The organism is Pseudovibrio sp. W64 (assembly GCF_001623145.1).
Taxonomy (GTDB): Bacteria; Pseudomonadota; Alphaproteobacteria; order Rhizobiales; family Stappiaceae; genus Pseudovibrio.
Genome location: NZ_LMCI01000018.1, coordinates 52,838 through 71,081, shown reverse-complemented (window position 1 = coordinate 71,081; position 18,244 = coordinate 52,838). Strand labels below are relative to the sequence as shown.

Annotated in this window: 12 protein-coding genes; 6 read left to right on the top strand and 6 right to left on the bottom strand. The window is 53.0% G+C overall.

Annotation, left to right across the window (positions count from 1 at the left end; all coding sequences use genetic code 11):
* Positions 1–11: 11 nt before the first annotated feature.
* A complete protein-coding gene (locus PsW64_RS09100) occupies positions 12–221 on the top strand; it encodes a DUF4169 family protein (RefSeq protein WP_063290143.1) in 210 nt (69 codons plus the stop codon).
* Between the two features lie 9 nt (positions 222–230).
* Positions 231–452 (top strand): ribbon-helix-helix domain-containing protein, encoded by a 222-nt coding sequence (locus PsW64_RS09095; RefSeq protein WP_063289922.1) that lies wholly within the window; start codon positions 231–233, stop codon positions 450–452.
* Here the strand turns inward: PsW64_RS09095 and PsW64_RS09090 are convergent.
* Together PsW64_RS09090 and PsW64_RS09085 are read right to left on the bottom strand one after the other, a co-directional pair.
* Positions 445–4,521, bottom strand: coding sequence for an AsmA family protein (locus PsW64_RS09090; RefSeq protein ID WP_063303407.1), 4,077 nt, complete (start codon positions 4,519–4,521; stop codon positions 445–447). The two genes, PsW64_RS09095 and PsW64_RS09090, sit on opposite strands and share 8 nt — an antisense overlap.
* 172 nt (positions 4,522–4,693) lie before the next feature.
* Positions 4,694–6,115, bottom strand: a complete 1,422-nt coding sequence (locus PsW64_RS09085) for an FAD-binding oxidoreductase (protein WP_063303406.1) — start codon at positions 6,113–6,115, stop codon at positions 4,694–4,696.
* Between the two features lie 309 nt (positions 6,116–6,424).
* Between PsW64_RS09085 and PsW64_RS09080 the strand changes: the two genes are divergently transcribed.
* From PsW64_RS09080 to PsW64_RS09065, 4 genes are all read left to right on the top strand, one after another.
* Positions 6,425–8,065, top strand: a complete 1,641-nt coding sequence (locus PsW64_RS09080) for a chloride channel protein (protein ID WP_063303405.1) — start codon at positions 6,425–6,427, stop codon at positions 8,063–8,065.
* A gap of 89 nt (positions 8,066–8,154) precedes the next feature.
* Positions 8,155–9,024, top strand: coding sequence for an AraC family transcriptional regulator (locus tag PsW64_RS09075; RefSeq protein ID WP_057465742.1), 870 nt, complete (start codon positions 8,155–8,157; stop codon positions 9,022–9,024).
* 194 nt (positions 9,025–9,218) lie between these two features.
* The gene (locus PsW64_RS09070) at positions 9,219–9,968 is read left to right on the top strand and encodes an AzlC family ABC transporter permease (protein ID WP_063298180.1); all 750 of its coding nucleotides are present in this window, start codon (positions 9,219–9,221) and stop codon (positions 9,966–9,968) included.
* On the top strand, positions 9,965–10,288 hold the full coding sequence (locus PsW64_RS09065; RefSeq protein ID WP_063303404.1) for an AzlD family protein: 324 nt from the start codon (positions 9,965–9,967) through the stop codon (positions 10,286–10,288). Before PsW64_RS09070 ends, PsW64_RS09065 begins: the two co-directional genes overlap by 4 nt.
* Before the next feature lie 59 nt (positions 10,289–10,347).
* Here the strand turns inward: PsW64_RS09065 and PsW64_RS09060 are convergent, their stop codons facing one another.
* From PsW64_RS09060 to PsW64_RS09045, 4 genes are all read right to left on the bottom strand, one after another.
* Positions 10,348–12,168, bottom strand: a complete 1,821-nt coding sequence (locus PsW64_RS09060) for an aminopeptidase P family protein (RefSeq protein ID WP_063303403.1) — start codon at positions 12,166–12,168, stop codon at positions 10,348–10,350.
* Positions 12,169–12,848: 680 nt separating this feature from the next.
* Complete coding sequence (locus PsW64_RS09055) at positions 12,849–13,751, bottom strand: 50S ribosomal protein L11 methyltransferase (RefSeq protein ID WP_063293890.1); 903 nt, start codon at positions 13,749–13,751, stop codon at positions 12,849–12,851.
* A gap of 89 nt (positions 13,752–13,840) precedes the next feature.
* A complete protein-coding gene (locus PsW64_RS09050; protein WP_063303402.1) occupies positions 13,841–15,658 on the bottom strand; it encodes a cation:proton antiporter in 1,818 nt (605 codons plus the stop codon).
* A 74-nt stretch (positions 15,659–15,732) separates the two neighbouring features.
* Positions 15,733–18,171: an ATP-dependent helicase gene (locus PsW64_RS09045; RefSeq protein ID WP_063303401.1), complete on the bottom strand. Its 2,439-nt coding sequence runs from the start codon at positions 18,169–18,171 to the stop codon at positions 15,733–15,735.
* Between the last annotated feature and the right edge of the window lie 73 nt (positions 18,172–18,244).

Here is an 18,244-nt window from a genome sequence, read left to right as displayed (position 1 = left end):
TGGGTGATTGTATGAGCGCGACCGTTGTTAACCTGCGTCAGGCCCGCAAACAAAAGGCCAGAGACAGCAAAGCCCAGTCTGCTGCGGAAAACCGCCGGAAGTTCGGGCGTTCAAAAGCCGAAAAATCTCAGGAAAATGCAGAAGCAGACCTGCAGACAAAACGCTTTGAAGGTCACAAGTTGGCCTCCGTCTCTTCTTCATCACCAGCAGATAAAGAGTGAGGCATCCTTATGAGCCTCAAGAAACGCTCGATCACCCTACACGGACATAGAACCAGCATCACGCTGGAGCCGGAGTTCTGGTCTGGGCTGGAAGACTTTGCGCGAAGTCAGGGTAAAAATATTACCGCGACCATCGCCTCAATTGATGATGAACGAAACCCGGAAAACAATCTCTCAAGCTGCATCCGCGTCGCTGTGCTCAAACACTTTCAGACCCAGTTGGTCAGTTAACCTGCAGCAGGCGACCACCTGGCAGCTCAATGAATTTAGGCGCTCCCCTCTCATCAGTCTGCAAATCCGGCAGTGGTCCACGCAAGACTTGATTGTCATTGCCTGCTTCAAGCACGCCAAGATTCTTCGGAGCACCTGACTGGATGATAGGCCCGAGCAGGTCAACCTCTCCCGCTGGCACAGTCGCCTCGTTCACACCATCAATGGTCACCGGAGCTTCCAATGCAGGTAGACTGGATTTCGCGCGCGGTTTCGGCGGGTCAACGATTGCAACAGAGGGGCTAACGGGCTTTTTTGCAGTGGCGTCTCCGTCAAGAACAGACCGAATACGCGCACTAAAGTCCTGTACAGTGCTCTTGTTGCTCTCAGCATCGGCCTTAGCTTGCGCTTCAGCCGCGGCTTTGGCCTCCTCAGCAGCTTTCGCATCTGCCGCTTTCTGAGCTTCCTCAGCCCGCTTCACAGCCTCAACAGCTTTCGCCTTGCGCGCTTCTTCCTCAGCAGCCAAGCGGACGGCACGGGCTTTCGCCTCTTTGTCTGCCTGCGCCTGTTGCTTACGTTCAGCGGCGGTGGCAGCTTCGGCTTGCCGAGCCTTTTCCGCGTCCTCAGCAGCCTTCGCTTTTTGGGCGGCTTCCTCTTCCCGCTTTTTCTTCAGTTCATCAAGCATGCGCTCTTGCTCAGCAATCTTGCGTTGCTCTTCTTCAATGCGTTTCACATTCAGCTCAATCGCACGAAGATTAAGGTAGGAGAGCAAAGGCCCCGTATCCAGCTTGCGCACCGGGTTTTCCAGCGGACCAGAATACAAGATAGCGACCTGAGGCTCAGCACCCGCAACCTTTTGCGCCTCATCACGGGTCTTCATGGAAACATCGCCCGTCAGCGCCCACTTCTCCAGATCAACAAGCGCAGAGCCAAACAGCGTGGTTCCGGCAGTATCAACGGAGATGTTACGCGCCCGGATCCGCCCACTGGCAATGCCCAGGGACCCGTCAACCCGGTTGAACGATATAGAGCCCGCATCCAGATGGTCTGCAAAGGTGTTTTGAATAGCAGCCTCATCCAGCTCAAGACCTGCATCCGCTGCCTTGATCACAAGGTCAAAGGCCGCTGGGTTGATCCGGCGAATTACACCATCAGTAACGCTGAAAGTACCACCACCTGAAAGACCAGCCACAAGGCCCGAGATTGTGCGTCCGCTTCCTTCAAACTCAGCAATCGCCTGCAGCTTACCTGTTGCTAAAGCGCGACCTTCATCAGTCCAGGCTAACTCTTCAAAATCAACATCATCCAGCCGGAACCTGCCAGAAAGGCTCGCCTGTCCCTGATCCCGCCGCAAATCAAAGGCACCAGAGAACTCGCCTCCTGCGAACCGGCCAGTCCCTTCATTGATAGACAGCTGATCCGAACGTAGCCGAAGCTGACCACTTGCAGCATCCAGTCGGAACTCATCACTGAACAAAGCGCGATCGCTCTTCACATCAAGGGTCAGATCCACACCATCAGCAAGACCTTGCCCCAGCGCCTGCGAAGACCAGACAGAATCTTCCTGAAGCACACCGACCCAAACATTGGCTCCCAGCAGCAGCTCACTCAAACTGCGCATATCAAGCTCAGACAGTTCCAGTTTTCCGGATGCTTCTAAAGGTCCACCTTTTTTCAAAGTACCTTCAAGATCACCAGACAGATCCATATTGGCCAGTTGGCCTTTCAGATCTGAGAGTTTGAAGTCCCGCCCGCGGCCTTCAAACTGACCACTCAGGTTCGCTTTAAGAGGACCGGAGTAAATTGGATAAATCTTGCCAAATGCCAGTCCATAGTCCGCCAGATCATCAGACTGCAACGCAACCTTGGCAGACCAGACAGCAGCAGACCGGTTCGGAACCCGCACGGTGCCATCGGAAAGGATCTTCAACCCAACAAGGTCACTTGAAAAACCAAAGGCCAGTTGATCGCGCGGACTGCCAGACAAGGAAAGACGAACCTCTCCCGGTTGCAATTGCGTGATTGGGATAGCCTCAAACCCAAGCTGTCGAAGCACTTTGACGCCATCTTTGCCACCAAGCGTCATTTCCGCATAAAGGTCACCTTCTGCGAAATCATCAATGCGGCCTTCAAAGGTGCCATTCAAATCCAGATCGCTGACACCAACCTCACCAAAAAGGTTCAAAGACATATCCGTCCGCCCCTTCTCAGCATAGGCAGAAAGCTCAGCTTTCAGGCTGGCAGGTGCAAGATCCGGAGCAGCTGTTTTCAGGCGCTCAATCAACGGATGGTCAGGTGCATATTCTTCCAAAACAGCAACCGCTCCAGTCAGAGACGATGCTGTCAGCGTGCCTTTGATGTTCCCCTGCGGCGTCGTACTCAGGTCATCAATGCGGCCCTTCATATCAATGTACGCACCAGCAAAGTCGCGAATTTTCAACTGCTCAATGGAAAGCGTATCCCTACTCAGGCTCGCACTCACAGCCATGCTTTTCGCTTTGACACCACTGGCAACAAGCTCATCTGCGTAAAGCCGCATGGACATATCAACTGCGCTTGGCTTGATCTTTTTGCCTGTAAACGCTTCCACATAACGCTGGATCTCATCCAGATTGACGCGGTCACTATCCATATCAACGGTGATCAACGGGCTGCGATCAAGCGGATGTTCAAATGAAATCAAACCAACACTGCGCACATCTCCGGCATCAATCCGCAAATCAGGAAGTCGCAGAGCACCGGAACCAGCTTCAACACGGCCTCTCAACGCAACCGGAGACAGACGTTTGGAAGCATCCTTCCGCTCTCCCAACCACCAATGCGCCAGCTGATGTGGCTGACGGGAAGAAATCTCCCAGTCTCCCTGATAGCCAGCAGAGCCGCGCAGCTCCAAGTAACCACTGGTCTTGAAGAGGCTACGACCCGGCAACTCACCAGAGAGCTCATCAATCTTCCAGCCAGTGCCTGTCGATTCAAGCAATGCGCTCAGATTGGAAACAACAGAACCACCCGTCACCACAACAGGTACGGTCAGGTCCATATTGCCTTTCACATCCAGCAGGGGCAGAGACTGCAAGCCGCCAGCCAGTCGCGTCAAAACAGCATCAGTCGGAACCAGCGGACGCTGTGGCCCACCACCAATCATCCGGTCCAGATCAACCTGTTTAAACTGAGCAACGGCCTGAAATTCTGGCTCTGGACCAAAACGATAAATACCGCCACCTTCAGCGGTAATCGGACGATCTTCTGAGCCGAGACGCAAAGTGCTCTCAGTCAGTTCCAGCCGCTCACCGTCCAGATTAAACTTACTCTTCCCAGCCCATTCCAGCGCATCAGAGCCTTCACTGACAACAGATTGAACCTCGGCATCTCCGTAATAGGAGACCACACCGTTCTGGTGTGTCAGGAATCCATCAGTTGAAAATTGAGCCGCAACATTTGCAGGAGACACCTGCGTCTTAACCCGGATCTGACCATTGCGTTCAACACGGCCACTACCAATTTTCAGCGTGTAAGGCACACCTTCATAAAGCATCGCTCCTTCCGCTTTGAAAGGCCCCTGCAAACCGCCAGCATAAAGCTCAAGGTTCGCATTGCCTGCGCGGCGTACTTCTCCCGTCCGTGCATCAGTCAGTACGACAGAACCATTTTGAACGCTCACGCCTTCCAGAATAAGCGAGGTCGGGTCGATTTCAGAAATAACGGAACGGCGGGAATTGGTTTGCAAAACATCAAGACGGCCTTCCTCATCAAGAGAAAGGTTAAGTTCTGGCGCGTTGAGTTTCATCTCAGTGACGTGCACTTCTCCGCGCAAAAGCGAAGGCAACTCAATACGGCCTTCAAATCCTTTGATGGTCATCAGCGGATCTTCGACAGAACCAACACGAACGTCAGAGAGCTTCACGTAGGGAGCAGGTAGCAGCTGGACATCGGTCTCACCGAGGATCGTCACCTGATGCCCCAGAACTTTCTCACCATAGCTTTCAAACAGGGAACGATAAGCTGACCAATCGATGACCAAAGGGCCAACAAGCGCGATGACCAGCGCCAAGATCAAAGTCCCACCGACGGTGATGTAAACCGAATTCAACGTTAAGCTCCTTTACCCACTTCGAACCTCACGCCTTGCCGCGCTGTCCGCCTATGAGCTGCATGCAAACACTTGTTTGTCTATGTGAATTACAGCAGGAACAAGACGACAGCAACGACTTAAGGCAATGTTTCCGAACGGATCGAAGCAAGTGCGTATTTATGGCACTTCTTTACTCGGTATCTAAGGCAACAATCTTACCGGGGTTCATAATATTCAGCGGGTCAAGACTACGCTTGATCGCAGCCATCACAGCCACCCCTGCACCATGTTCCTTAGGCAGATACTTCATCTTGCCCTGGCCTACACCATGTTCACCAGTACAGGTTCCACCCAGCTCAATCGCACGATAGTTCAGCCGTTCAACAAACGCCTCAGACTTGGCAATGTCCTCAGGGTCAGTCAGATCCGTCAGCACAAGCACATGAAAGTTGCCGTCACCAACATGGCCAACTATCGGACCAATCAGACCATTTTCTTCGATGTCATCATGTGTAGCTGTCACACAGTCGGCCAAACGAGAGATCGGCACACAGACATCTGTCGACAATCCGGTTCGCTCAGGTGCCAGTCCAAGGCCAGCCCAATAGGCGTCATGCCGCGCGGCCCAAAGCTTGTTGCGCTCTTCAGGATCCGTCGCCCATTCAAATTTTTTCAGAGAGTTTTCAGCCGCAATCTCACCAAACCGCTCAGCCTGTTCTCTCACACCAGCCTCAGAGCCGTGGAATTCCACAAGCAGCAACGGTGATTCAGGCAAATCCAGCTTTGAGTAAGCATTGACGGATTGGACGGTCAGTGTGTCCAATAGCTCCATACGGGCAACGGGAATGCCATACTGTACCGCCTCGATAACCGTGTTGCAGCAATCTGCAATGCTATCGAAAGAAGCAATTCCACCTGAAATTGCTTCAGGTATGCCCTTCAGCTTCAACGTAATCTCAGTGATCACCCCGAGCGTGCCTTCCGAGCCAACCATCAAGCGCGTCAGGTCATATCCCGCAGATGATTTCTTGGCACGGCTTCCAGTCTTCACAATGGTCCCGTCAGGCATGACAACCGTCAGCGCCAGAACCATATCCTTCATCGTCCCATAAAGCACCGCATTCGTACCGGAAGCACGTGTCGCTGTCATACCGCCAATGGTGGCATCAGCGCCCGGATCAATCGGAAAGAACAAGCCAGTATCACGCAAATAAGCATTGAGCTGCTTGCGCGTCACACCCGGTTGAACCACACAGTCCAGATCCTCAGCATGAACTGAGACAACCTCATTCATTTGAGAGAGATCCAGCGAGATGCCGCCGCCCGGTGCATTCAAATGCCCTTCCAGAGAAGAACCACTGCCAAACGGAATGACCGGCACACGTAGGTCAGCACAAAGCATTACGATTTCAGAGACTTCCTCGGTCGACTGCGCAAAGACAACAGCATCTGGCGGCTGGTTTGGTAGCCATGATGTCGTATGCCCGTGCTGCTCCCGCAAGCTCATGGATGTCTGGCAGCGATCGCCAAACTTCTCACTCAAGAGCGCAATCGCTTTGTCGATCCCCTCGGCATTACGTGTAACATTCAGCTGCATCCCCGTCAGAGACATGGCAGCCCCCCCTTATATTCCAGATACTTCCCCCCGGAAGCACACTTCCAAGCATATAGTCGAAACTTCGAGACACGCCTCGGCATTTATTGGAATTATAGTATTCTGCATGGTCAGCATAATTGAGCTTTTGACAAGGCTGAACCCACCTTGACGTTGCGGCCTCTTGAGGTTCCTTAAGTGTTTCTCAGTGCTTATCGAAAATAATGATCCGAAATCCGATGATCAGAGCATATCCTGATTAGCGTTTGCCGGGGAATCTCGTTAAAGACAGTGCCAATCATTCATTGTCGTATCGCTTAATCTATTATGCCAAACCAAGCTAACCCGCTGAAAATCGCAATGCGTATAGCCTATAAATGGGTCGAACCTAACTTACGTTTGTTCATGTCATCGCGGCTCCCGCTTGTCTGGCTCCTTGCGTTGATCATCGGGGCAGCTGTGGGCGGGTCTGCGATCCTGTTTCGCATTGGCATCGGTCTGGTTCAGTGGCTATCGCTCGGCACCGTCTCCGAACGCATGATAAGCGCGGCCAACGCGCAACCATGGTATGTGATTGTTCTGGCACCCGTCATAGGCGGCGCAATTGTGGGCCTCCTTTTGCAAACCATCCAGAAGAAGCAACGTGCTGGCGGCGTAGCAGACGTGATTGAAGCACGGGCTCATGGAGGAACCGGCCTGCCCTTTTGGCCTGGTCTCAGCTCCGCGCTCATCACAGTCATCTCACTCGGCAGCGGCGCCAGTGCTGGCCGTGAAGGCCCCATGGTTCATCTGGGCGCCACACTCGGCACCTCCGTCTTCTCCAAGCTGAAACTCCCTGATTCAACAATGCGTATCCTGCTTGCTGCAGGTGTCGCAAGTGCAGTTTCTGCAAGCTTTAACGCACCAATCGCAGGCGTATTGTTCGCGCATGAGGTCATCCTCGGACACTACGCAATGTCCGCCTTCGTTCCAATCGTGCTCTCATCAGCCATGGGAACGCTCGTGTCTCGCCTCTATTTCGGCGAAGCAGTAGCCTTCATTCTGCCCCACTACCAGATCAACACATACTGGGAATTCCCGGCTTTCGTGCTGCTCGGCATCATCTGCGCGATTGTTGCCATCTCGTTCCAGTTTGCATTGATCGGCTCAGACTGGCTTGCCAGAAACATCAAAATGCCAATCTGGCTCCGCCCGATCATCGGCGGCGCATTGGTTGGCTCAATCGCTGTCTTCTATCCGGAAATCATTGGCGTTGGCTACGAGGCAACAGATGGAGCGCTCAACTCAGAACTACCGCTCACATTGATGCTCTCGCTGCTCGTCGTGAAAACAGTAGCAACAGCCATCACGCTCGCCTCGCGCTTCGGTGGTGGCATCTTCTCACCCTCACTGTATCTGGGCGCGATGACGGGTGGTGCCTTTGGTCTGATCGCGGCAAATCACCTGCCCGAAATGGCTTCCAGCCACGGCCTCTACGCTATTTTAGGCATGGGAGCGGTCGCCTCAGCCGTCCTTGGCGCACCAATCTCAACCACCATGATCGTGTTCGAGCTGACAGGTGGTTACGAGTTGTCCATTGCACTGCTGATCGCTGTCTCCGTTTCAACAGGCCTCAATCAGGCAATCCATGGCCGTTCCTACTTCCATTGGCAGCTGGAAATGCGCGGTGTCATGCTGCAGGACGGTGCCCACAAATGGCTCGTCCGCATTGTTCATGTTGAAGATTTCGCAGATCCACCTAGGCCGGACTCCGATACCACCTTCGACCCAGTGTCAGAAGAACCGTTCCTTGCACCGCTCGACACGCTCGAAAAAGCGCTCAAGACCTTCGATGATGCAGGCAAATCCACCCTGCCCGTCATAGACCCCAAGAACCCGGCGGAAGTTATCGGTTACGCAAGTCACGTGAAGGCTCTGCGTTACTTCAATTCAGCTCTCATTCAGGCGAATGTTGAGGAGCACCGCTAGCCAAACCCCAGATAATCTCCATTGACCCATCCGCAAAAAACAGCAATCTCATTCAAGACATCCTTGTCTTCGCTGGATAAATTGGGTCTATGAAGCCGGTTACTCAAAAAATTGCCTTAGAAGCAACTCCGCTCAATTCGGGAGAGAACGCACAATTCTGGTGTGCGCCTCGCTTTGATGGGTTGGAATGTCTTGCGGCAAGTTTCAGAACCCATGTTTACGAACCTCACACTCACGACACGTTCGTTGTTGGTGGTATTCTCTCGGGCTGTCAGTGCTACTGGCAACGCGGACAGCAGATATTCGCAGGTCCCGGAGATCTGGTCTTCGTCAACCCATTCGAGCTTCACGACGGCATACCGGAGGGCTACGGCTACACCTACCGGATGACCTACCCCAGCATCTCACTGTTGCAGAAGATCGCTGAGGATCTGACGGACAAGCCACAAAGCGGAACGCCGTTTTTCCCGGAGGCCTGTGTCCATGACCCGGAGCTCTGTCAGGAATTCGTTGAAGCACACAAGTCCATACAGAACCGTTCCATTGATCTGGAAGCCGAAGAACCGCTCTATATGATCTTCGCCAAGATGCTCGCAAAACACGGCAGCTTCACTGACAACATCACCGGATCAAAAGATCCCGTCGCAATCAAACGAGCGCGGGAATATCTGGAAGAAAGCTTCATGGGCAGCGTGCATCTGGATGATCTGGTGAACATCTCGGGCCGATCAAAGTATCACCTCATCCGGTCCTTCAAGAAAGCGACTGGGCAAACACCGCATGCCTACCTGACCGATGTGAGGGTACGAAATGCCAGACGCCTGCTCGTGCGCGGAACCTCTCCAAGTGAGACGGCATCACTCTGCGGCTTTGCGGATCAGGCCCATCTCACGCGGCAGTTCAAATCCCGTGTTGGCACCACACCAGCAGCTTTCCAGCGATCTGTGATTTCCATTTAATCACAGCGGCATACCAGAAGCGCAATTTCATTCAAGACGACATCGGCCTCTCTGACTTAAAAGCACTCCATGCTCTGGAGCGAATTCTTGTCGTTTGATTCAATTCAATCAAACGACAAGAATTCGCTGAAAGTAAAGAAATTAGAGCGTGAGGCGTGAATGCAAATGAGCGCAACAGGCTCTAGGAGGGTTTTGTGAAAAGCAATCAGAACAAATCAGCGATCAACGCTGGTCCCAATGAATTTTTCCTCGGTGTAACAACATTCTTCCCGTTGATTTTCGCCGCGACACCCATCGGCCTGTTGTTTGGCGCGCTCGCAGCACAAAAGGGTATGTCTCCTTTAGAAGTCCTGCTGATGGGCTCCTTCGTATTTGCAGGCGGCTCCCAGTTTCTTGCGCTGGATTTGTGGGCCGACCCACTCCCGTGGCTCACCATTGCCTTCTCTACTTTCCTGATCAACCTGCGCCACGTGCTTATGAGTGCATCCCTTGCCCCCAAACTCGGCCATTGGACACCCCTGCAAAAATACCTCGGCTTCTTCATATTGGCCGATGAGGTCTGGGCTCTGTCTGAACAGCGCGCCATCAAGCATCACACCACTTTCAGTTTCTATCTCGGTGTTGGCCTGACCCTGTTCATCACCTGGCAAGTCGCGACAGTGGTCGGAAGCCTGATAGGCGCAGTCATGGGCGACCCATCCCGCTACGGTCTGGACTTTGCGTTCACCGCTCTCTTCATCTGTCTGGTCATGGGCTTCTGGCAAGGCCGCAAAACTGGTGTAGTCCTCGCAGCGAGCGGTTTAGCAGCAGTACTCACTCACAAGTTCGTTCCAGGTGCTTGGTACATAATCGCTGGCGCAATCGCAGGCGTCATCGCCGCAGCAGTCCAGTATGACGAAAAAACCAACGGGCTCCGGAAACCTGCGGAGGCACTTCAGTCATGATGTCAGAAGTCTTCGCAGTTGATCCGCTTGTCCTCTTCACCATTGTGGCAATGGCAGCAGGAACCTACCTGACCCGCATCGCAGGGCTGGTGCTGACAAAATTCGTCACTTTCTCAGGCAGAACTGAGGCAGCCTTGCAAGCCGTTCCGCCAGCAATCCTTATGTCGGTCGTCGCCCCAACAGCCTTCGCAACCGGCATCGCAGAGACCACAGCAACAGCCATCACCGCGATTGCAGCCCTACGCTTGCCAATGCTCGCAGCCATGACACTCGGTGTTGTCAGTGTTGTCGTGCTCAGAATGGCACTCACTGTCATCTAAACAAAAACCCCGCTCCATGAAGCGGGGTTTTCTTTAACCTAATGAGAAGCAGGAGCGGCTCAGGAAACCGGACGGGTCGCCTCTTCCAGCCATGCTTTGGTCTCACCATCCAGCAGTGGCCCAACCAGTTCCCGCACACGAGCATGGTAAGCATTCAGCCAGTTCAGCTCGAACGCGGAGAGAAGCTTGGTATCCACCATACGCAGGTCAATCGGTGCCAGTGTAAGCGGCTCAAAACCGAGCATTTTCTGATCACCACCCTCAATGGCAGCAGCAGGCGTCACCAGCTCAAGGTTCTCAATCCGGATGCCGTACTCATCAGCCCGGTAATAACCCGGCTCATTGGAAAGGATCATACCCGGCTTCAACGCGATGCTGTTTGGAGCTTTGGAGATCCGCTGCGGACCTTCATGCACGCCCAGATAAGAGCCGACACCGTGGCCAGTGCCATGGTCGAAGTCGAGCCCCTGCTTCCAAAGATCGATACGAGCCAGCGTATCCAGTTGTGACCCAGTCGTCCCAACAGGAAAACGCGCGGTCGCAATGGCAATATGGCCCTTCAGAACAAGCGTAAAGTGCTTGCACTGCTCAGCAGTCACAGCTCCAACAGCAAGCGTACGTGTGATGTCTGTTGTGCCATCCTCGTACTGCGCACCAGAATCGATCAGATACACACTGTTCAGCTCAATCGGCAGATTGCTATCGTTGCTCACACGGTAGTGACAGATCGCACCGTGAGGGCCAGCCGCTGAAATAGTGTCGAAAGAAATGTCCTTCAAAGCACCCGTCTCACGGCGGAACTCCTCAAGCTTTTCAGCAACAACAACTTCAGTCAGGCCACCAAGAGGCGCCGTCTTCTCAAACCATGCAAGGAAGCCAGCATAGGCAACACCGTCACGCAGATGCGCAGCTTTTGTGCCCTCGATCTCAGCCTGATTTTTAACAGCCTTGGGCAGCAGAGTTGGCTCCTGCCCTTCCACAACATGGCCGCCATTGCCAGCAACCGCATCATAAAGAGCCTGACCCGCAAGACCGGTATCAATGAGCACTCGTTTGCCTTCAGTACCCAATGCTTTCAATGCAGGTGCAAGTTCTGTCGGTCCTGCAATATCAGCAAGAGCGCTCAGCTCATCACGCACTTCATTGGAAAGCTTGCGCCCATCAATAAACAGCGATGGCTTGCCGTTGGTCGGTACCAAAGCAAAAGACAGTGGCAGCGGCGTATGCATCACATCGCTACCGCGAATGTTCAACAGCCACGCAATGGAGTCTGGCTGTGTCAGAAGCGCTGTATCCGCCTCTTTTCCAGCAATCAACTCACCAATACGCTTGATCTTGTCTGCAGCACTTTCACCAGCAAACTGCATCCCGTGCATTTTCACGGCACCAAGCGGCGCTTCCGGGCGATCACTCCAAACGGCATCAACAGGATTGCTTTCAATAGCAACCAGCTGTGCACCAGCCTTTTCACAGGCAGCTTTCAGGGAGCGCACCTGACGAACAGGATGCAACATCGGATCGTACCCGATCTTCTGGCCTTCTGCCGCGTTCTCACGAAGCCAGCCCGTCAGCGGCTCATCAATCAGATGACGATAGGCAAACGCCTCTTCGTCTACCTGATCCCGCACCTGAATGGTGTAGCGGCCATCAATAAAAACAGCTGCCTTGTCACTGAGAACACCAGCAATACCAGCAGAGCCGGTGAAACCCGTCAGCCACTCAAGGCGGCAGTCACTATCAGGAACGTACTCACCTTGGTGAGCATCTGCCCGCGGCACCAAAAAGCCATCAAGCCCACGCGAGGCCAGCTCGTCTCGCAGAGCGGCCAACCGAACCGGCCCACGAGATTTATCATTTACTGTGTCAAAGCTTTGAAACATGCCGGAAGGCTAATGCCGATCGTCACGCAACTCAACCATACAAACACGGCTCCTAAGAGGAATTTATGCTCTCAATTCAGACGATGGGGATACAGAAGTACACAATCCATGCGCTATACGCAGATCTGCTATGTACTCCATGCAATTTCAGATCATGACAATACAGAGATATGCAAAAAACGCATAAGTGTCATGCGAAACTATCTCTTTTTTTACAAACTAAAATAATAGATAACTCCTCTTGTCGACGGGGCGCTTCCCTCCCAAAGCAAACCGGTGGATCACACCTCCTCCCAAAGTGATCTGCACGACAAAAATGGCCGGCATCCATCAGCTGCTGATAAAGCGCTAGAAATGCCACTCATACAGCTGGATACCTCCTCCCAGTATCTAGCAAGCTAAGCAAATTCCTCCCAGTTGCTTGGCACACAAAAAAACCTTTGCTTCCCCGGCAATTTCCTCCCAATTTGCCGGATCAGGAAGCAAAGGTTTTTTGTTTTTTTGCATTTCAATCAGACATCAAAAAACCCTCACTGCATCAGCAATGAGGGTTCAGAATTATTACAGCGTATCTCCGAAAAGTGGAAACCGGTTTTCGGAGAAAAATACGCAAAAACAAAGGCTAAAGCAGTTCATGCGTTTCCATTTAAATGCGAACTGCTTTAGCAATCTGTCAGGCCTTATGAGTCCCAGTTGCCTTTTGCAAAGGTCAGCGTCAGCCATCCTTCAATCTCGCGGCGATGCACAAGCTTCAATCCCTGCTGTCCATACGCTGAGATGATCCGTGGACCATGCTCAATCCGCAAGCCGGATAGAACCAGCGTAGACTTATGCGCAAGGTGAGCGCACAGTTTAGCGGACATCTGCATCAACGGTCTTGCAAGAATATTGGCAACAACCAAATCAAACGGGCCAAACTCATTAAAGCGGCGGTCATCCACACCAGCACCGGTAAAGGCTTTGAAGTGAGGCCCCACATTGTTCTTACGCGCATTATCAATCGCAGCTTCCACCGCAATCGGATCAATATCGGTCGCCAGAACTTCAGAGCTGGTCAGCTTAGCAAGTGCAATGCCCAGAACACCCGTTCCGGTGCCTAAATCAAGCATACGGTGGTATTTGTGCCGCTTCAACAAGCGCTGAAGCTCCAACAGGCAACCTTCAGTCGTACCATGGTGACCGGTACCAAAAGCCTGTGCTGCTTCAATCTCGATACCAATGTCAGACTGGCCGACAGCATCACGATCATGCGCACCATGAACGATAACCCGATCCGCACGAACCGGCTTCAAACCTTCAAGGGATTTGGCAACCCAGTTGATGTCAGGCAGCGCCTCAACTTCAGCAAAACTTGGAATAACGCCGCCTTCAAACTGATCAAACAAACGCATTTCAACCAGATTGATTGCGTCATCAACCGTAGATTCCAGAACCAGCACTTCTGCGGTCCAAGTTTTTCCGTCCTTGGAGCTTTCAAAGACGGCAACTGGGAACCCGTCATCTTCAAAGCGCGCCTCCATAATATCGGAGAGTGCTTTTGCTTCAGCCTCAGGTGCCGGAATGCGAACCCGGATCGTGTCCATGCAAAATCCCTTAGTTACGATGAGCTATCAAAACTCAGTGAAAACCTTTGCCTAGGCGTATAGAAGGTGCAGCAACGAAAAGCCAGTACTCACGAGGCTTTCTCGCGCTCTGCCGCATATTCGCAGGGAACAAGGCTAAGTATTGTTGAACCAGCAATCGGCATCGCAGGCTTGGTGCCATTCAGTGGGCGAAGCTTCTTGGTCGGGTCTATCAACATCAGCACAATAGCCGTCTCTGGCAAAGCCTCCTGAAACTCGGTCCAGCCATAAGTATCTGTCAGCTCACTGGCTTTGATGAACCAGCCTTCACGGATCTTCGTTTCAAGGTCGTTATAACTGTGTTCTGGTGTCAGGAAGGGACGCCCACCAAGCGTCACAACACGGCGAAACTTTTCCTTCTCGCTTTGCTCTTCTGAGGGTGCAAACTGATACACCTCCCCTCGCCCCATAAGCGGTCCAAAGTTTGTGGTCACCAGCGCGTTGTAATCATCATTATCAGTCACAGCGAGCAAAACGCTGTAATTCTCAAGCGGAAGCTCATTCTCAACTTCCTCAGAAAGAACCTCGCCATAGTGGTTCGTAAGCCCGGCATTGCGCGAAAGCCGCAGCTTACCCCAGTTACGGTCAACGGTAAGGCTCGGAACATCCAGCGTTTTCAGCTTGGTCGCAAGTGCTACGCTAAACCGGCTCGCTCCCACAATCAGCAATCCCGGCCCCGTATGGCTGGAAAGCCCCAGCCACCGTGCAAATGGCCCAAGCGAAAACCCGTGCGCAAACACTGTGGCAACCACAACGGCAAACGACAAAACCGCCAACCGCTCTCCATCAGGAGCTCCATGCTCAACAAGCGACCTTGCAAACAAGCCGGAAACCGCAACGGCCACAATACCACGTGGCGCAATCCACCCAACCAGCAAACGTTCTTTCCAGCTCAAGTGAGCACCAATGGTTCCAACCCAAACAGAGATAGGCCGGATCACAAACAACAGCACCAGAATAAATGCCAAATCCTCCAACCCAAACTCCGCAAGACTGCCAAGCTGAACTGAAGCCGTCAAAACAATGAATACCGAAGACACCAGAATGATCGTGACGGCTTCCTTAAACCGTTTCAGCTCTTCAAGACTGGCAAGACGAGAGTTACCGAGCACCAGCCCAAGAACCGTCACCGTCAGCAGGCCGGATTCCTCCAGCACCAGATCAGAAAGCGCATAAGCGCCCATCACACTCACAAAAATCAGCGGAACTTTGAGAAATTCAGGAACGCGACCACCAACAAACAGCCAGATCAATCCACGCCCCAGCGCCCAGCCACCAACACCGCCAATCAACAACCCAGCCACAGCCCGGATCGCCAGCACCCAAAAACCATGGTCGCCGTGATAAACCAGATACCCTTCAAACATGAACACCGCGAGCAGCGCACCAAGTGGATCAGCAAGGATCGCTTCCCAGCGCAGCAGCGAACTCACCCGTCGCTCTAACCGCGCCTGACGCAGAAGGGGAATAATAACAGTAGGACCGGTAACAATCAGAATGGCAGCAAACACCAGCGCCGAAGGCCAGCTCAGCTCTGCGATATAGTGGGCATTCAATGCGCCCAACAAAAACGCGATAAAAGCGCCCAAAAGAACGAGCCGCCAAACCGCCTTCTCAACACCGCCAATACGTTGAAAGTTAAGAGAAAGACCGCCTTCAAACAGAATAACGGCAACACCAAGCGCAACAGTTGGACGCAATAAATCACCGAACAACGCAGTTGGACTGAGAACACCCGTGGCAGGACCAATGAGAAAGCCAGCAACAAGCAGAAGAACGATCGCAGGTAAAGACCATCGCCAGGCAAGCCATTGTGCACCAACCCCCGCCACACCAATCATCGCAAGCGCGAGAACCACCTCATTCATTGCCATCTCCCAACACAACTTAGAAGAGAGATAGCACAATCTACCCTAAAGGTAATTAACGCTTGAGTTGCAGCTTATGCCCGCTCAACAAAGCTATCGAGCACTTTCTTTTGGCCAGCTTTTTCAAAATCGACGGTAAGCTTGTTCCCCTCGATATCGCCGATCAATCCATAACCGAACTTCATATGGAAGATCCGCTCACCAATCGCAAAATCGCTTCCTGCCTCAGTAACGCTCTTGGCAACCAGCTCGCCTTCAATGGTCATCGGACCAGCCTTCTTGGCACGACGGCTCTGGTTTCCGCCATGCATTTTGCCATACTGCTGACCAGACGCCTGCGCCTTACGCGCACGCTGCCAACCCGGCGTAGAGTACTTGCTCTGGAAGGGATCACTGTTGTCAAACCGGCTGGCACCATAACCACCACCAGCGCTATTCAGACCATACCCACCGTAAGAGCTGGAGGCCTCAACAACCTCAACACTATCTGCAGGTAGCTCATCCAGAAACCGCGAAGGAATGCAGGACTGCCACGAGCCATGAATGCGGCGGTTAGAGGTAAACCACACTTTCACACGCTTGCGGCCACGGGTAAGACCCACATAGGCAAGGCGCCGTTCCTCTTCCAGACCAGCTTGTCCGGTTTCATCCAATGCCCGCTGGTTCGGGAACACACCCTCTTCCCAACCGGGAAGGAAAACACTATCAAATTCAAGGCCTTTTGCAGAATGGAGTGTCATAATCGAGACCGCATCCTCTTCCGCATCGCTGTCCTTATCCATCACCAACGAGATGTGCTCAAGGAACCCAGCCATGCTCTCAAACTCTTCCATCGAGCGGATAAGTTCTTTCAGGTTGTCCAAACGTCCCGGCGCTTCAGCAGATCGATCCTGACGCCACATCTGGGTGTAACCACTCTCATCAAGAATGATCTCCGCCAGTTCCGTATGGCTCATGGTCTCAACCTGATTACGCCAGTTCTCCAACATGCCAAGAACATCCGCGAGCGCAGCACGAGCTTTCGGACGCAGCTCATTGGTCTGCACCAACTCTTCAGCAGCGATCATCAGCGGAATAGCGCGCTCCCGTGCATAAGCATGAACAATCTTCAGCGTCGCTTCACCAAGCCCACGCTTCGGCGTATTCACGATACGCTCAAAAGCCAGATCGTCTGACGTCTGCATCACACAGCGGAAATAGGCGAGCGCATCGCGGATCTCCATACGCTCGTAAAAGCGCGGACCACCGATCACGCGGTAGTTCAATCCAAGCGTGACAAACCGGTCTTCAAACTCGCGCATCTGGAAGGACGCACGCACCAAAATGGCCATTTCATTCAGAGAATGCCCATGGTTTTGAAGAGCTTCAATCTCATCACCAATGGAGCGGGCTTCCTCCTGAGAATCCCAGGCCGAGGTAACCTGCACCTTCTCTTCTTCCTCAGAACCCATCTGGTCGGTGAAAAGGGTTTTACCAAGACGGCCCTGATTGTGTGCAATCAGATGAGAAGCTGCGGACAAGATGTGGCTGGTCGAGCGATAGTTCCGCTCAAGACGAACCACAACGGCACCCGGGAAATCCTGCTCAAATCTCAGGATGTTATCAACCTCAGCACCACGCCAGCCATAAATGGACTGGTCATCATCACCAACACAGGCCACGTTCGGATTGCCCTGCGCCAGCAGACGCAACCACATGTACTGCGCGATGTTGGTATCCTGATACTCATCCACCAGCATGTAACGGAAGCGATGCTGGAAGCTCTTCAAAACATCATCATGCTCTTTGAAGATCGTAATACAGTGCAGCAGCAAATCACCAAAATCACAGGCATTCAGGATCTTAAGCCGTTCCTGATAGGTCTCATAAAGCTTGCGCCCCAAGCCGTTAGCAAAGGCCTGTGCGTCACCAGCTGAAATCTGTGAGGGTGTAAGCCCGCGGTTCTTCCAGCTGTCCAGCAGCCCCGCAAATGTCTTTGCAGTCCAACGCTTTTCATCCAGACCTTCCGCCTGAATGATCTGCTTGATCAAACGAACCTGATCGTCCGTATCCAGAATGGAGAACGAGGACTTCAACTCAACAAGCTCAGCATGGCGGCGCAAAATCTTCACGCAGATGGCGTGGAACGTGCCGAGCCAGGCCATGCCTTCAACGCCATCGCCAATGTAAGCGCCAATGCGCGTTTTCATCTCGCGGGCAGCTTTGTTAGTGAAGGTCACAGAAAGGATCTGCCCCGGAGTGGCGTGACCCGTTGCCAGAATATGTGCAATACGCGTTGTCAGAACACGTGTCTTACCAGTGCCAGCACCTGCAAGAACGAGCACTGGTCCGTTGATCGTCTCAACAGCAAGTCGTTGTTCTGCATTCAATCCTTCCATGTAGGCTGGGGCGTTGGTTTGCCGTGCAGCCATGGCCCTCGCTGCGATACCACCTGCCTTGGGCTGTGGTGCAGCCAGAGGATCAGCAGGGTGAGCAGGTATTCCGCGATGAAGTGGGCCAGAAGAGTTTGCCATTGAGCTCGTTAGATCCTTTGAACGCATACCCCTCTCAAATCAGAGGGAGAATCTCCAATACTTAACGAGGAAC

Excerpts from the sequence above, each read along its gene's own strand:
- PsW64_RS09100 (WP_063290143.1), top strand. The coding sequence starts at position 12 with ATGAGCGCGACCGTTGTTAACCTGCGTCAGGCCCGCAAACAAAAGGCC.
- PsW64_RS09095 (WP_063289922.1), top strand. The coding sequence starts at position 231 with ATGAGCCTCAAGAAACGCTCGATCACCCTACACGGACATAGAACCAGC.
- PsW64_RS09085 (WP_063303406.1), bottom strand. The coding sequence starts at position 6,115 with ATGTCTCTGACGGGGATGCAGCTGAATGTTACACGTAATGCCGAGGGG.
- PsW64_RS09080 (WP_063303405.1), top strand. The coding sequence starts at position 6,425 with ATGCCAAACCAAGCTAACCCGCTGAAAATCGCAATGCGTATAGCCTAT.
- PsW64_RS09075 (WP_057465742.1), top strand. The coding sequence starts at position 8,155 with ATGAAGCCGGTTACTCAAAAAATTGCCTTAGAAGCAACTCCGCTCAAT.
- PsW64_RS09065 (WP_063303404.1), top strand. The coding sequence starts at position 9,965 with ATGATGTCAGAAGTCTTCGCAGTTGATCCGCTTGTCCTCTTCACCATT.
- PsW64_RS09060 (WP_063303403.1), bottom strand. The coding sequence starts at position 12,168 with ATGTTTCAAAGCTTTGACACAGTAAATGATAAATCTCGTGGGCCGGTT.
- PsW64_RS09055 (WP_063293890.1), bottom strand. The coding sequence starts at position 13,751 with ATGGACACGATCCGGGTTCGCATTCCGGCACCTGAGGCTGAAGCAAAA.
- PsW64_RS09050 (WP_063303402.1), bottom strand. The coding sequence starts at position 15,658 with ATGAATGAGGTGGTTCTCGCGCTTGCGATGATTGGTGTGGCGGGGGTT.
- PsW64_RS09045 (WP_063303401.1), bottom strand. The coding sequence starts at position 18,171 with ATGGCAAACTCTTCTGGCCCACTTCATCGCGGAATACCTGCTCACCCT.